The following is a 15209-nucleotide window of genomic DNA, read 5'->3' on the forward strand; positions in this document are numbered from 1 at the left end:
CGCGGATAAGCCCGCTCCCACCTGGCCCATCGGTGCTCTCGACAGCACCGCGGTACCTGTAGGAGCGGGTTTACCCGCGAACAGGCCAGTGCAAGCCACGAAAGACAGGCGCGCCCACAAGCGGCGAGCGCATCATACGACCTGCAGGTCGGCAATCAGCCGCAGCAGCCTCACCGTGTCGATGTCCAGAAGCCCCGCCGCCTCCCGGGCCGCGGAGAACTTCACGATTACCGTTTGCGTGCGGGTATCGGCATACAGGTACTGGCCGTGGATGCCGCTGCCCATCAGGGCGCGGTTATCCAGCACGTAGAACTGGCTCTTGTAGGCGCCGCCCGGCAGCCAGAGGCTGTAGTCGCAATTGTCCCGCAGGTAGGCAGGCTCGGCGCTGCCCAGGATCCGCTCGAAGAGCTTCGCAGGCAGGACCTGGCGATTGTCCAGCCGCCCCTTGTTCGCCAGCAGCAAGCCAACGCGCCCCAAGTCCGACAGGGTGGAACACACCCCCGCCCCGGTAATGCCTCGCCCCCAGGCATCGGTGATGTACAAGCCGTCATCCTCGCACCCCAGGCTGCGCCACAGCCGCTGCACCAGCCGTGGGAACGCAAGCCCCGTGACCACCTCGGCAACCCAGCCCAGCACCTCGCTGTTGGCCGTCACGTACTGGAAGAATCCACCGTGGGCGCGGTTCTGACGCAGCGACAGCAGGTAGCTGTGCAGTGACTGCGCGCACACCTGCCCGTCAGCTGGGCGGATCAACCCGCTGGCGTAGGTGTAATGCGAAGCGTGCGAGGTCGGGTCGGTGTAGTCCTCGCGGTAGTCGACGCCCACCGTCATGTCCAGCAGATGGCCAACGCTGGCAGTGGCGTAGGCGGTGCCAGCCAGGTCGGGAATCAGCTGCGCCACCTGAGTGTCATGGCTCAGGGCGCCGCGGTAGATCAACTCCTCGACGATCAACCCGACCAGCACCTGGCTCACCGAGAACCAGGCATGGCGATCGCCCACCTGCAGGCCGTGGTAGGTGCGTTCGAAGACCACCGCACCGTTACGGATCACCAGCAGGCCACAGGTCTGGCTGGCTCGCAGGTGCATGTCCAGGGTCACCCTAAGGCCACAGACGCTGTCGAAGGCCAGGTCTTCCAGGGGCCAGGGAGTATGGCGCGAAGGTGCAGGGGCTGCGCCTTCGCGGCGGATCGCCTCGGTGGGAAACAACTTGCTGACATTGCGAAACGCCCAGGTGCTGTAGGGATAGGTCAGCCAGTTGTGCCGCCCCACGCGTTTATCCGCAGGCGGTGGAAAGCCCTCCATGATGCCCTCGAGCACAGGGTCCGGCCCGCTGGGCGGGGCGGCGACCTCGAGGTAGGCGGCGCGTAGCGCGTCGTGATCAACAGGGTCATAGAGATGTGAAGACACAGAAGCTCCCACACAGACAGCCCGGCAGCACATTGAATGCCCGAATGCAGGCACAACGCGATTCCAGAAACGACACATGTCGCCCACAGGTATGTTTGGCGAGCATTGACAGCGCTGTCGTCGTTACCGGAACAGGCCCACCCTTCAAGAAAAACAATAGTCCTGGCCAGCCCCTAGAGACTGGAGACAACACGATGCGCCTGCCCCCTGCTCTACTGCTGGCCCTGACCTTGTTCACCACCCAAGGCCACGCCCAGCCACAACCGATCGATCAACAACGCTTCGCCAGCCAAAAGCAGCAGACCTTGCTGCCCAACGGCACCACCCTGGCCTATTACGAGGCCGGCGATCCGAAAGGCCCGGCATTGGTGCTGCTGCATGGGTTCACCGACAATGCCCGCTCCTGGAGCTTGACCCTGCCCTACCTGGACACGCGTTACCGGATCATCGCCGTCGACCTGCGCGGCCATGGGCGCAGCAGCGCGCCCGAATGCTGCTACACCCTGAACGACATGGCCTATGACATCCGTCTGCTGCTCGACCGCCTGGGCATCGCCAAGGCCAGCCTGGTTGGGCACTCGCTGGGCAGCATCCTCGCCCAGACCTTGGCCGAGCAATACCCCGAGCGGGTCGACAAGGTGGTGCTGGTATCGAGTACCGACTCCACCACCGAGATGAGCCAGGAAGGCGGTTGGCTGGCCACCCAGATCGCCGCGCTCAAGGCGCCGATCGACCCCGACTCGCCCTTCATGCGTGAGTGGTACGCCAACCCGCTGCCGGTCGATGCGGACTTCATCGCCCGGGAGCGGGTCGAAAGCGCCGCCGTGCCCTTGCAGGTCTGGCGTGGCGTGCTGCACGCCTTGCAGGTCACCGAATTCGGCCGTGACCTGCCCAAACTCAAGGCACCGGTGTTGATTCTGCACGGCAGCCAGGATTCGCTGTTCGATGCCAATGCCCAAACCGCGCTACGTCAGGCCCTGCCTCAGGCCAGGTTCCACGCCTTCGCCGATGCCGGTCACAACCTGGCCTGGGAGCACCCACAGGCCGCCGCCGAACAGATCAACGCCTTTTTAGCCAGCACCGCTGAAGAGACTGCGCGGGTCAGCCCTGGCGCAACCAGTCGATGAATCGGGCGAACAACTCGGATTGGGAGTTGATCTCGAGCTTCAGGTAGAGGTTCTTGCGGTGCATGCGAACCGTTTCCGGTGAGATGCCCAGCTCGATGGCCGTGGACTTGACCGAGTGCCCGCGCAGGATCATGTGCGCCACTTCGCGCTCACGGTCGGTGAGCACCTGGCAGCCGAAGCTGTCGAACGCCGCCTGCAGGCCGCCGGGCTCGGTGGCCTGCGGGGCTTCCAACAGGTGGGCATGTGCATAGCGCCCCAACAGTTCGCGCACCATCGGCTCCACCGCCCGCAGCAGGTCCAGTTGCGCAGCGCTCAGGCGTGTGCCGCTGCACCCCTGGAACAGGCTCAGCGAGACTTTGCGGTCCTCGGCGATATCGGCGATGAAGTAACTGTCTTCGCTGCAGCCGGTGCCTAGGTAATAGGCCTTGTAGTAGTCGCTGTCGAAGAAGTTGTCCGGCGCGATGTCTTCCAGGTGATAGAAGCCTTCAGCCAGCCCGTTCTCCACCGCCAGGCAGAACGGGTCGAGCAGGTAGCCTGCGGCGAAATAGCGATTGAGCACTGCATCGCGATGGCATTCGGGAATGCCCTGCTGGTACAGCAACCGCGGCGCGCGCCCCCGGCACTCCAGGCTGATCATCATCGACTCCACGCAAACCAGTTGCCCGATGGCTGCGGCCAGATGGGCCAAGGCATCGGGCGTGTCGCTGTGGGCGAACGCGTGCTGCAAGGCAGCATGCCACTGCTGCAGGGCGCCGAAGGTCAGGGTGATGGGGGTGTCGGGGGTAGGCTGGGTCATGCCCGGCAGTCTAGCCTGCCGGACATGCTCCCGCACAGCCTGTCTCAGGTGGATCATTGGCCGTGGTACAGCCCTTCGCTGCGCAGCTCCTGGGCGGTGTCGAGTATGCACTGACGGAGGATCTCGACGATCTCGTCGACCTGGGCATGGGTGATCACCAGCGGTGGCGACATCACGTTCAGGTGCATGATCGGCCGCACCAGCAGCCCCTTGGCCTGGGCTTTGCGGTGGATACGCTCGCCGATGTTCACCGCATCGTCGAACAGCGCCTTACTGGCTTTGTCGGCCACGAACTCGACACAGGCCATCAGTTTCAGGCAGCGCACATCCCCCACCAGCGGCAGGTCGCGCAGGGTCGCCAGGCGCTGCTCCAGGTAGGCGCCCACGTCATTGACGTGGTCCAGCAGATGCTCGCGCTCGATGATCTCGATGTTCTTCAGCGCTGCGGTACAGCACACCGGGTGACCGCTGTAGGTGAAGCCGTGGGTGAAGCAGCGGCCTTTGCCTGGCTCGGCGATCACCTGCCAGATCCGCTCGGAGAAAATGCACGCCCCCAGCGGCAAATAGGCCGAGGTCAGGCCCTTGGCGGTGGTGATGATGTCCGGTTGCACCCCGAACAGCTCCTCACTGGCGAAGAAGGTGCCCAGCCGCCCGAAGGACGTCACCACTTCGTCGGCGACGAACAGGATGTCGTAGGTCTGGCACAGCTGCCACATGCGCAGGAAGTAGCCCTTGGGCGGAATGATCACCCCACCCGAGCCCATGATCGGCTCGGCGAAGAAGGCCGCGACGTTGTCCGGGCCCAGCGAGAGGATCTTGTCCTCGAACTCGGCCACCAGGAAGTCGAGAAACTCGGCCTCGTCCATGTCATCCGGGGCGCGGTAAGGGTTGGGGTTGGAGACGTGGTGAATCAGCGGGTGTGCGTAATCGAACTCCGGTACCCGGTCGGCGGCCTTGTTGCCGATCGACATGGTCAGGGTGGTGGAGCCGTGGTAGGCGTTGTAGCGTGCGATGATGTGCTTCTTGTTCGGCTTGCCACGGCAGTTCTGGTAGTACTGGATCAGCCGGTAGGCGGTGTCCACCGCGGTCGAGCCGCCGGTGGTGAGAAACACATGGTTCAGGTCGCCGGGGGCCAGCTGGGCGAGCTTCTGGCACAACGCGATGGCCACGTCGTTGGCCATGTCGGAGAACGGGTTGGAATAAGCCAGCTTGCGCACCTGGTCGGCGATGGCCAGGGCCATTTCCTCACGGCCCAGGCCGATGTTGGTACACCACATGCCGCCCACGGCATCGAGGAAGCGGTTGCCCTCGGTGTCGCGGATATAGGCGCCCTCCCCGGCCACGATGTTCAACGCGCCTTGCTCACGGTGCTCGTCGAACATGTGGTAGCCGTGCATGTAGTGAGCCTTGTCGGCCTCCACCAACGCGTCCTGGGCAGGTGTCGAAGCGAATGCTTTGCTGGGCATGGCCATAGGGCAGCTCCTTGGCAGAAAACGAAGAAAAAGAACTCAGTAACCGGTCTTGACCGTGCTCCACACCCGGGTGATGGCACGCATGTCCCGAGGGGCTTGGGTCTTCTGGGCGAACAGACGGCCACGGGTGGCGTCGTCGGGGTAGATGGCCGGGTTGTCGCGGATGTCCGCCTGCACCAGGGCCGTGGCGGCGCCATTACTGTTGGCGTAATGGATGTAGTTGGTCACCTTGGCCATGGTCTGCGGCTGCAGCAGGAACTCGATGAAACGGTGCGCATTGGCCACGTGGGGCGCGTCCTTGGGCAGGTAGAGGTTGTCGAACCAGATCAGCGAGCCTTCCTAGGGAATGAAGAAGTCCAAGGTGATGTTCTTTTTCGCCTCCTCGGCGCGGGCCTGAGCGGTGGCGTAGTCACCGGACCAGGTCAGGGCCATGCAGACATCCCCGTTGGGCAGGCTGGTAAGGTAGTTCACCGAATCGAACTTCTTGATGTAGGGGCGTATGCCCATCAGCAGCTTCTCGGCGGCCTTCAGGTCGGCGGGTGCGGCGCTGTGCGGGTCCTTGCCCAGGTATTGCAGGGCCAGCGGAATGACTTCGCTGGGCGCGTCCATCAAGGTGACGCCGCAATCGGCGAAGCGCGAGACGATCTTGGGGTCGAACAGCATGGCCAGCGAACCGATCGGCGCATCGGGCATGCGTGCCTTGATCTTCTCGACGTTGTAGGTCACCCCGGAACTGCCCCAGGTGTAAGGCGCCGAGTACTTCAAACCTGGGTCGTAGCCTTGCAGCTCATCGACCACCTTGGCGTCGAGGTTGTGCCAACTGGGCAATTGGCGCTTGTCCAGGGGCTGGAACACCCCCGCCTGGATCAGTGGTGGCACCAGGGAGGCATTGAGCATGACCAGATCGTAGCCAGAGCGGCCGGTGAGCAGCTTGGTCTGCACGGTCTCATAGCCATCGAAAGTGTCGTAGATCACCTTGATGCCTGTGGCTTTCTCGAAATCGGCCAGGGTGGTTTCGCCGATATAGTCGGTCCAGTTGTACAACCGCAGCGTATTGCTGGTGTTCTCTTGCGCCGCCTGCGTGACGGCAGTGGCGCACGTCAGCAACAGACTGCCAATCACCTTCTGTGCCTTGCCCATAGCAACTCCATCGTGTGACTGCTCGGGATGAGCCGGTGGACCTACTATCGGGACAATCGGCGAAGGGGAACATACCCCGAATGTGTGGGTCGCCTGGATTCTCGGGCCGCTGCGATGGAGTGCCAAGTACCCCAAAGGCTTGGCACCGGTGTTTTCATTCCTACCGCGAGTCGCGTAGAGTTTTCCACGCGACCAAGGGCTGGATCACGCATGGACAAATACACGCCACGCCAGTGGCTCCCCCACGAAAAGCCCAGTCTGCCGGGCTCACCTTCCACGCCCCTGCACGCCCCCGGCAAACGCCTGGCCTACGGTGCGGTGGGCCTTTTGGTGGCGATCACCGGCGGCCTGGGCAATGCCTTGGTCACCGCCAACCTGTCCTTCCTGCAGGGGGCCCTGGGCGCGACCAGCGCCGAGATGGCCTGGCTGCCCGCCGCGTTCGTGATGACCAACGTCTCGATGAACCTGCTGCTGGTGAAGTTTCGTCAGCAGTTCGGCCTGCGCGCCTTCACCGAAGTCTTCCTGGTGCTCTACGCCCTGGTCACCTTCGCCCATTTGTTCGTCAACGACCTGAACTCAGCCATCGCGGTTCGCGCCGCCCACGGCATGGTCGGTGCGGCCCTGAGCTCGTTGGGCCTTTACTACATGATCCAGGCCTTCCCTGCCCAATGGCGGCTCAAGGCCATGGTGCTGGGCCTGGGCGCCTCGCAACTGGCGGTGCCCCTGGCCCGGGTGTTTTCCGAAGACCTGTTGCAAATCGCCGAATGGCGTGGCCTCTACATGTTCGAACTGGGCCTGGCGCTGGCCGCGCTGGGCTGCGTGCTGCAGCTCAAATTGCCACCGGGGGATCGCTTCAAGACCTTCGAACCTTTGGATTTTCTGACCTTCTCGCTGATGGCCAGCGGCACTGCCCTGCTCTGCGCCGTGCTGTCGCTCGGGCGCATCGACTGGTGGCTTGAGGCGCCCTGGATCGGCGTGGCCCTGGCGTCATCCATCGCCCTGGTGTGCTCGGGCCTAGCCATCGAGCACAACCGCACCAACCCGTTGTTGATGACGCGCTGGCTGGGCAGCGGCGCGGTGGTGCGGCTGGCCTTGTGCGTGGTGCTGATCCGCATGGTCACCTCCGAGCAATCTACCGGCGCGGTGGGCTTTCTGCAGGCCCTGAACATGAGCAGCGAACAGATGCGCAGCCTGTACTGGATCATGCTGCTGGGCGCGGCCACGGGCCTTGCGACCAGCGCCCTGACCATCAACCCGGCGCACCTGGTCACACCGCTGTTCATCTCGCTGGCGGCGATGGCCACCGGGGCCTTCATGGATTCGAGCTCCAGCAACCTGACCCGGCCCGAGCAGATGTACCTGAGCCAGTTCCTGCTGGCCTTCGGCAGCACGTTCTTCCTCGGCCCATCCATGGCCCTGGGCATCAGTCACGTACGCGCCAACCCGCGCAACCTGGTGAGCTTCTCGGTGATGTTCGGGATCTGCAACAACCTCGGCGGGCTGATCGGTGCAGCGTTGCTCGGCACCTTCCAGACCGCGCGGGAGAAGTTCCACTCCAGCAACCTGGTCGAGCGCCTGAGTACGCTCGAACCGCTGGTCAACGCCAGGGTCCAGGGCGGCGGTGCCGGTTACGCCGGCCTGATCGCCGACCCCGCCTTGCGCACCGAGGTCGGCACGCGTCTGCTGGCCAGTGCGGCGACCCGCGAGGCCAACATCCTGGCCTACAACGATGTATTCATGCTCATCGGCGCCATAGCCGTGGCGACCATGATCTGGATTCTGATTCGCAGCTACTGGCTGCGCCGCGCGGCGCAGCCGATGGCCTCCCCCGACACCTCCAGTGGCGCTTCGACCTGATGACCCAACCCACCCAGTCCACGACCACCACCGCCATCGCCGAAACCCCGGAAGGCACCGCCCCACCCAGCGGGCCGGGCGATCAGACACGCACGCGCCGGGTACGCTTGCTCTCCTCACTCAGCTTTGCCTGCGTTGCGCTGGCCGGCATCCTGCTGGTGCTCTATGCCTGGCGCCTGCCACCGTTCAGCAGCGCCATCGAAAGCACCGAGAACGCCCTGGTCCGTGGCCAGGTGACGATCATCGGCCCGCAACTGCCCGGTTATATCGTCGAGGTGCCGGTGCATGACTTCCAGTTCGTCAAACGTGGCGATCTGCTGGTGCGCCTGGACGATCGCATCTACACCCAGCGTCTGGCCCAATCCATCGCCCAATTGCAACAGCAACAGGCGGCGCTGGCCAACAACCTGCAACAGCGCAAGAGCGCCGAGGCGGCCATCACCCAGCGCGAAGCGGCCATCCTCGATGCCACCGCCCAGGCGGACAAGGCCCAGGCCGACCTGCGCCGCAACCAGGCACTGGTCAGCGATGGCTCGGTGTCTCGCCGGGAACTGGACCTGAGCCGTGCCAGCCACGCTGGCGCAGTCGCCAACCTGGAACAGGCCAAGGCGGCACTGGAAATCGCCCGGCAGGACAAAGAAACCGTAGTGGTCAACCGCGCGGCGCTGGAAGCGGCCGTGGAAAACGCCAAGGCCTCGGTGGAGCTGGCCCGCATCGACCTGGACAACACCCGTGTGACCGCCCCGCGCGACGGTCAGCTGGGGCAGATCGGCACGCGCCTGGGCGCCTATGTCAACTCAGGAGCACAGTTGATGGCGCTGGTACCCGACACGCTGTGGGTCATCGCCAACATGAAGGAAACCCAGATGGCCCACGTGCGCATCGGCCAACCGGCCACCTTCACCGTCGATGCGCTCGACCACCTCAAGCTGCGGGGGCAGGTGCAGCAGATCTCGCCGGCCACCGGCTCCGAGTTCGCCCTGCTGCAGGCCGACAACGCCACCGGCAACTTCGTGAAGATTGCCCAGCGCATTCCGGTGCGCATCACCGTCGATCCCGACCAGCCGGATGCCAAGCGGCTGCGGCCAGGGATGTCGGTGGTGGTGAGCATCGATACCCGCGAGTGATCCGCCCGCTCAGGGGGTCCAATCCACGGCGTGGTCCTGCAGGTAGGTGTCCACCGCAGCGCCCACCGTGGGCTGGAAGATGTCGCTGCCGATGTGGCTCAGCACTTCAAGGCGCAGCAGTTTGTCCCTCACCGGGTCCTTGACCTCGGCAAAATGCAGCTCCACACCGGCCTCGCGCAGGGTCTGCTCGAGTTCCACGAGCATGTCGGCGGAGGTAACGTCCACGCTGGTCACCGGTTCCGCCGCGACCACCACCCGCCGCACCTCGCCGTCCGACCGGGCGACGGCCTCCAGCACGCAGTGCTGGAACAGCTCGGCATTGGCGAAGAACAGCGGCGCATCCCAGCGAAACAGCACCAGGCCCGGCACCCGGCGTGCATGGGGATAGCGGGACACATCGTGGTAGCCACGGATGCCGTCGACCCGGCCCAGCACCGCGTAATGCGGCCGCCAGCCGTCCCAGAGAAACTCGATCACCGCGATGACCACCGCAATGCCGATGCCCGGCACCGCGCCAAACACCGCCACCCCGACGAAGCAGGTGATGGACAGCCAGAACTCCCAGCGTTGGATGCGGTAGATCCGCGCCAGGTCCTTGAACTCGAACAGCCCAATAGCCGCGGCGATCACCACCGCCGCCAGGGCGCTTTGCGGCAGGTGGCGCAACAGATCAGGCGCAAGCACCAGCAACGCCGCCACGCCCAGGGCGCCGAACACACCGGCCAGCTGGCTGCGCGCCCCCGCCGCCTCGGCCACCGGCGTGCGGGACGAACTGCTGCTGATGGGAATGCCCTGGAAGAACCCCGACGCCAGATTGGCCAGCCCCAGCCCGACCATTTCCTGGTTCGGGTCGACCTGGGAGCGGGTCTTGGCGGCGTAGGTGCGCGACAGCACGCTGGTGTCGGCGAACGACACCAACGCCACCGCCGCGCCACCGATGACCACGGTGGCCAGGTCATTGAAGCCGATCAATGGCAACGCGAACCCTGGCAGGCCCTGGGGCAACGACCCCACCACCTTCACCGCGTGGGCGGCCTCCAGCCCCATCAGCCCGGAGACCACAGTCGCGGCCACCACGGCGATCAGGATGCCCGGCAAGCGCTCCCAGCGCTTGAGCAACAGAATGATCACCAGCGTACCCGCCCCCAGGGCGAAGGCATGCCAGTTGGCCTTACCGTCCAGCAGGGCGTTGACCAACTGCAGGGTATCGCGCAGCGGCCCGGTGCTCTGCCCGGAGATGCCGAACAGCTTGGGCGCCTGGCTCACCAGCACCGCCAGGGCGATGCCGTTCATGTAGCCATAACGGATGGGTTTGGACAGCAACTCGGTGATGAAGCCCAGGCGCAACAGGCCCGCGCCGATGCAGATCAGCCCCGAGACCAGCGCCATGGCCGCCGCCAGGGTGACGGCCCGCCCCGGATCGCCCGCCGCCAAGGGCAGCACCACGGCCAGGATGATCGGCACCAGCGCCGAGTCCGGGCCCAGCACCAGGATGCGGCTGGGTCCGAACAGTGCGTAGGCCAGCAAGGGCACGATGGTCGCGTACAGGCCGTGGATGCCCGGTACGCCGGACGCCTGCGCGTAGGCGATACCGACCGGCACCAGCATGGCGGTGAGCACCAGCCCTGCGACCAAATCCTTGGGCAGCCACGCCATCGGGTACTGGCGCGCCACACGCAAGCCCGGTATCCAGCGCTGCCAGCCACGGTCGACCGGCTGCGCCGCATAGGCCAAGGGCTTTGGCGGTGGTGTCGAGGTGTCCATGCGTTTGGCCTCAGTATCGCTCGGAGACCATCTTGAACGGGTACGGCACCGCCTTGTACTTGCCGATCTTGCCGCGCTTGGGCAGGGCGATCTTCTGCTTGGCACTCAGGTCCTGGTAAGGGATCTGCTGCAGGAAGTGGCTGATGATGTTCAGCCGCGCCTTGCGCTTGTCTTCGGAGCGCGCCATGAACCACGGCGCCCAGGACGAATCGGAGGCGGCGAACATGTCGTCGCGAGCACGGGTGTAATCGTCCCAGCGGGTGTAGGACTTGATGTCCATGGGAGAGAGCTTCCACAGCTTGCGGCCATCGTTGATGCGATCTTGCAGGCGGCGGGTCTGCTCCTCGGCGCTCACCTCCAGCCAGTACTTGATCAGGATGATCCCCGAGTCGACCATCATCCGCTCGAACAGCGGCACCACGGCGAGAAACTTGTGCGCCTGCTCTTCGGTGCAAAAGCCCATCACCCGCTCGACGCCGGCGCGGTTGTACCAACTGCGGTCGAAGATCACCACCTCGCCGGCCGCCGGCAAATGGGTCAGGTAGCGCTGGGCGTAGATCTGGGTTTTCTCGCGCTCGGTCGGCGCCGGCAGCGCCACCACACGAAAGACGCGAGGGCTGACCCGTTCAGTGAGGGCCTTGATCGTCCCGCCCTTGCCGGCGCCGTCGCGCCCCTCGAAGACAACGCACACCTTGAGCCCTTTGGCCACCACCCACTGCTGGAGCTTGACCAGCTCCACGTGCAGGCGCTTGAGCTCCTGTTCGTAGGTTTTGCGCCCCAGTTTCTCCGGCAGCTCGTCCTTGTGCTTCTTGTTCACAGCCTTGGCCATCGCCTACTCCCCTTGCAAACCGTTGGTTGTCCCGGCAGCGCCGGTGACGCCTGAGCCTGACCCCTGAGTGCGGCAGGTCAGTGGAGTATGGATGAGCCGTGGCACTTTGCCTGTGGGCAGGACAGGATGCCGCAGCCGCGGCCTATAGCCACCAGGCCAGCACCGCTGGCAGCCAGGCGAAGGACAGCACCGTCGAGCACATCACCAGATTGGCCACCTGTTCGGGAGACCGATTTGCCCGCACCGCCAACAGGTAGTTGAACACCGCCACCGGCATGGAAGACTGCACCACCAGCACCGCACGCTCCAACGATTCCAGCCCCAGCGCAGTGCCCACGCCCCAACCCACTGCCGCCCCCAGCACGATGCGCAGACCACCCAGTAACAGGCCACTGCCCACGTGGTGAAGGCGGATGCTGGCCAGGGACACACCCAAGGTGAGCAACATCAAGGGGATGGTCATGCCGCCGAGCAGGTCCGCGGTGTTGGCCAGCCAGCGTGGCAGTTCCAGGTCCAGGAAGATGATCGGCAGGGCTCCCGCCAGGCTGATCACGATCGGGTTGCGCAGCAGGGCCTTGAACGACGCGCTGGCCCCGGACATGGCGATGCCTAAGGTGAACTGGAAGATCGACAAGGTCAGAAAGAACGCCACCGCCAGCGCCAGGCCATGCTCGCCGAAGGCATACAGGCTGATCGGCAAGCCCATGTTGCCGGTGTTGGGAAACATGAATGCAGGCATCAGTACGCGCCAATGCTGGCCCGAAGCGCGGCTGACGAGAAACCCGGCCAGCGCCATGCCCAGCATGCACAGCACGCACGCGATGGCCATGCTGGTGAAGGCTGCGGGGTCCAGTTGCGTGCGGCTGAGGGTCGAGAGCACCAGTGATGGGGTGCCGACCGTCATGACGATGCGGGCGATGAATTCGGTGGGGTAGTCCAGACCACGGCGGGCCCAGCCATAGCCGATGCCGGCAACGATGAAGACAGGCGCCAGGACGGCGAACAACGAAGCCAGCATGAAACGGATCCCCCAGGAGTCGAAGCGCCATTATGCGGTTTTCCTTCCAGAACGGTGAAAACGCTTTGGCCAAGCCTCGACTCGGTGCGGCTTCTGGTCGCAGGACCTGGCCCCCGCCCAGGCCTTAGAATCGCGCCTCCTTTTCGCCCCCCCGGCCATGCCGTCATTGCAGACGGTTGAGCCGCACCTCGCTCGCACCGACAGCCAGGCATACCCGCGCAGCCCTTGCGCCCACCGAAAAGGCACACTTTCGGCGTTTTCCAACTAGAGGTAACTATGTCTCCGCGTTTGCTGGCCATGGCGCTGGCACCCCTGCTCGGGCTGTTCATCATTGCCCTGGGCAACGGCTTCCTGTCCTCCCTCACCACGTTGCGCCTGGGCTCGGCCGGCGAATCGGCCACCATGATCGGCATCGTCTCGTCGGCCTACTTCATCGGCCTGACACTCGGGGCGATCTTCAACGACCGGTTGATCCTGCGCATTGGCCATATCCGTGCCTACACCAGCTTCGCCTCGCTGATCGCCGCGACCATCCTGCTGCAGGGTTTGTTCTACGACACCACCTGGTGGTTCGCCCTGCGCCTGATCAACGGCTGGGCCGCGGTCGGTGTGTTCCTGGTCATCGAGAGCTGGCTGCTGCTGGCCGGCGATCCGAAGATACGCGGCCGTCTGCTGGCGCTGTACATGATTGCCTTCTACGGCGCCGGGGTGCTGGCCCAGGCAACGCTGGGCGAAGTCACCGGCTGGGGCGAGACCGCACCGTTCATGGTCGCCGGCATGCTCGCCACCCTGTCGGTGCTGCCGATCGTAATTCTGCCGCGGGTCTCGCCGCTGCTCGATCAGGTCGAACCGCTCAAGCCGCGTCAGCTCCTGGGCATCGCCCCGACCGGCCTGGTCGGCTGCTTTGGCTCGGGCGTGGCCATCGCCGGGATCTACGCCCTCCTGCCGCTGTACCTGCAACGCATCGGCCTGGACGTGGGCGAGGTCGGCAACATGATGGCCTGGGTGATCCTCGGCGCCATGTTGCTTCAATATCCTGTAGGGCGTTGGTCGGACCGCAAGGACCGGCAAAGCGTGCTGGTCGCCCTGGCGGCGATGTGCACCGTGCTGTCGGTCGTGATCGTGCTGCTGCCGGCTGACTCGCAGTTGCTGCCAGCGATGCTGTTCTTGCTCGGCGGCGGCGTGTTCGCCTTGTACCCGGTGGCGGTCAGCAGCGCGGCCGACCGTGCCCCGGCCGATGCGCTGGTGCCGATGATCCAGGGCCTGCTGCTGATCAACTCGCTGGGCTCATCGATGGCCCCGCTGGCGATCTCCCCGGTGATGAACGTCTACGGCGAGACGGGGCTGTTCTGGGCTTTTGCCGTGATCAACCTGGCGATGGTGGGTTTCTTCCTGTGGCGCCGCGGCAAGCGCCCGGCCCCGGAACACCCAGCGCCCTTCGCACCGACGGCGACCTTTTCGCCGACCGGCGCCGAACTGCGGGTGACCGAGGAACTGATGCATGCGGCCCAAGAGCATCCGCCGATGGGCGAGACAGCGAGCGGCGAGACCCCATCCTCGCGCACAGAACCCTCCTCCTGATGGGCTGACCCGGCAAGGCCCCGTGGGAGCGTCGAACCGACGCTCCCACCTCTTTGTCCCCTGACCATCCGTCGCCTGAAAGGCACCCTGCCCCGTCTCCCATGGCCGAACACAGGACAATCATCCCGACAGGAGATTCGCCATGGTTCGTTTCCAGCCCCTGTTCCTCGCCCTGTGCCTGAGCCTGACCGCCACTGCCAGCCTGGCCGCCACCGATATGAACGGCACCGACACCCACCCCAAGGCCGACCACTCCTCCGGTGAGCATTCCCAAGGCACCACCAGGAGCCAAGGCAACAGCGTCAACGACCCTGATAGCACCCGCGATAACGACAGCACCGATACCAACTCCAGCTCTGACGTGCCTGACGGCACTACCGGGGGCTCCAATAACACCGGCGAGGCCACCGGCACCGGTGCAGGCGCCTCGGGCGGTGCCGCCGAGGATCAGGACAGCCGCTGAGCACGCTGGGGATTGGCCTGGACTAGACTCTGGGCCAAATCCTGTGGAGGACGGGGCATGAACTGCGCACCCTGGTTGCTCGCGGCCCTCTTGCCGCTCGCCGCGACGGCAGCGCCCGCCGGCCTGACGATCAGCTCATCGTCGTTCACCGATGGCGGCACCATCGCCCTGCCCCAGGTCGGCCCGGATCCGGCCTGTGGCAGCGGTGAGCAGCGCTCGCCGCAGGTGAGCTGGGACAACCTGCCCGACACCACCCGCTCGCTGGCGTTGGTGATGTTCGATCCCGACGGCGGCAAGGGCCTGGGCGTGGTGCACTGGATCGTCTACAACCTCGACCCGACAGTCGGTGCCCTGGACGAAGGCGCTGCCGGGCAGAGCACCCAGACTTTCACCCTGGGGCGCAACGCCCGAGGCACCCCCACTTACCGCGGCCCCTGCCCGCCGGCCGGCGACAATCCTCACCACTATGTACTCACGTTGATCGCCACCGATCTCGAGCCCGGCGGCCTGCCTCCGGGGCTGGACCGCCAGGGGTTGATGGAGGCCCTGCAAGGGCATGCGCTAGGGGCACAGAGCATCGTCGGCAAATACGGGCATTGAAGATGAACCCCGTGGGGCCCGTTCGCGG

Annotated in this window: 12 protein-coding genes and 1 pseudogene; 6 read left to right on the forward strand and 7 right to left on the reverse strand. The window is 65.2% G+C overall.

Translation table 11 applies throughout. The annotated features are described in order from the left end of the window. Positions 1–132: 132 nt before the first annotated feature. Positions 133–1407 (reverse strand): serine hydrolase domain-containing protein, encoded by a 1275-nt coding sequence (locus tag ABOA88_RS02005; protein WP_367850894.1) that lies wholly within the window; start codon positions 1405–1407, stop codon positions 133–135. Between the two features lie 194 nt (positions 1408–1601). Here ABOA88_RS02005 and ABOA88_RS02010 point away from each other — a divergent pair, with 194 nt between their 5' ends. Beyond that, positions 1602–2534 (forward strand): alpha/beta fold hydrolase, encoded by a 933-nt coding sequence (locus ABOA88_RS02010; RefSeq protein ID WP_367850895.1) that lies wholly within the window; start codon positions 1602–1604, stop codon positions 2532–2534. On the opposite strand, the gene ABOA88_RS02015 is transcribed toward ABOA88_RS02010, so the two are convergent. The 3 genes and pseudogenes from ABOA88_RS02015 to ABOA88_RS02025 form a co-directional block, all read right to left on the reverse strand. Then, entirely contained in the window at positions 2509–3330 is an 822-nt protein-coding gene (locus tag ABOA88_RS02015; protein ID WP_196168464.1) for a helix-turn-helix domain-containing protein, read from the reverse strand. The two genes, ABOA88_RS02010 and ABOA88_RS02015, sit on opposite strands and share 26 nt — an antisense overlap. A 53-nt stretch (positions 3331–3383) precedes the next feature. Beyond that, positions 3384–4802, reverse strand: a complete 1419-nt coding sequence (locus tag ABOA88_RS02020; RefSeq protein ID WP_196168465.1) for an aminotransferase — start codon at positions 4800–4802, stop codon at positions 3384–3386. A 36-nt stretch (positions 4803–4838) separates the two neighbouring features. Beyond that, positions 4839–5942, reverse strand: a pseudogene (locus tag ABOA88_RS02025) (polyamine ABC transporter substrate-binding protein). A 210-nt stretch (positions 5943–6152) separates the two neighbouring features. Between ABOA88_RS02025 and ABOA88_RS02030 the strand changes: the two are divergent. Together ABOA88_RS02030 and ABOA88_RS02035 are read left to right on the forward strand one after the other, a co-directional pair. Next, positions 6153–7799 (forward strand): MFS transporter, encoded by a 1647-nt coding sequence (locus tag ABOA88_RS02030; RefSeq protein ID WP_196168467.1) that lies wholly within the window; start codon positions 6153–6155, stop codon positions 7797–7799. After that, positions 7799–8926 (forward strand): HlyD family secretion protein, encoded by a 1128-nt coding sequence (locus ABOA88_RS02035; RefSeq protein ID WP_196168468.1) that lies wholly within the window; start codon positions 7799–7801, stop codon positions 8924–8926. The genes ABOA88_RS02030 and ABOA88_RS02035 overlap by 1 nt, the downstream gene beginning before the upstream one ends. A gap of 9 nt (positions 8927–8935) precedes the next feature. On the opposite strand, the gene ABOA88_RS02040 is transcribed toward ABOA88_RS02035, so the two are convergent. From ABOA88_RS02040 to ABOA88_RS02050, 3 genes are all read right to left on the reverse strand, one after another. Continuing rightward, a complete protein-coding gene (locus ABOA88_RS02040) occupies positions 8936–10690 on the reverse strand; it encodes a SulP family inorganic anion transporter (RefSeq protein ID WP_367850896.1) in 1755 nt (584 codons plus the stop codon). Between the two features lie 10 nt (positions 10691–10700). Continuing rightward, positions 10701–11519 carry a polyphosphate kinase 2 gene (gene ppk2, locus ABOA88_RS02045; protein ID WP_070573793.1) on the reverse strand — a complete coding sequence of 273 codons (819 nt, stop codon included), beginning with the start codon at positions 11517–11519 and terminating at the stop codon, positions 10701–10703. 142 nt (positions 11520–11661) lie between these two features. Further along, positions 11662–12537: an AEC family transporter gene (locus tag ABOA88_RS02050; RefSeq protein WP_367850897.1), complete on the reverse strand. Its 876-nt coding sequence runs from the start codon at positions 12535–12537 to the stop codon at positions 11662–11664. 276 nt (positions 12538–12813) lie between these two features. On the opposite strand from ABOA88_RS02050, the gene ABOA88_RS02055 reads away from it, so the two are divergent. From ABOA88_RS02055 to ABOA88_RS02065, 3 genes are all read left to right on the forward strand, one after another. After that, positions 12814–14118 carry an MFS transporter gene (locus ABOA88_RS02055; RefSeq protein ID WP_196168471.1) on the forward strand — a complete coding sequence of 435 codons (1305 nt, stop codon included), beginning with the start codon at positions 12814–12816 and terminating at the stop codon, positions 14116–14118. A gap of 142 nt (positions 14119–14260) precedes the next feature. Beyond that, on the forward strand, positions 14261–14581 hold the full coding sequence (locus tag ABOA88_RS02060) for a hypothetical protein (RefSeq protein ID WP_367850898.1): 321 nt from the start codon (positions 14261–14263) through the stop codon (positions 14579–14581). Positions 14582–14638: 57 nt separating this feature from the next. After that, complete coding sequence (locus ABOA88_RS02065; RefSeq protein ID WP_367850899.1) at positions 14639–15181, forward strand: YbhB/YbcL family Raf kinase inhibitor-like protein; 543 nt, start codon at positions 14639–14641, stop codon at positions 15179–15181. The last annotated feature ends 28 nt before the right edge of the window (positions 15182–15209 follow it).

The organism is Pseudomonas sp. PKS (assembly GCF_051913525.1).
Classification (GTDB): Bacteria; Pseudomonadota; Gammaproteobacteria; order Pseudomonadales; family Pseudomonadaceae; genus Aquipseudomonas; species Aquipseudomonas guariconensis_D.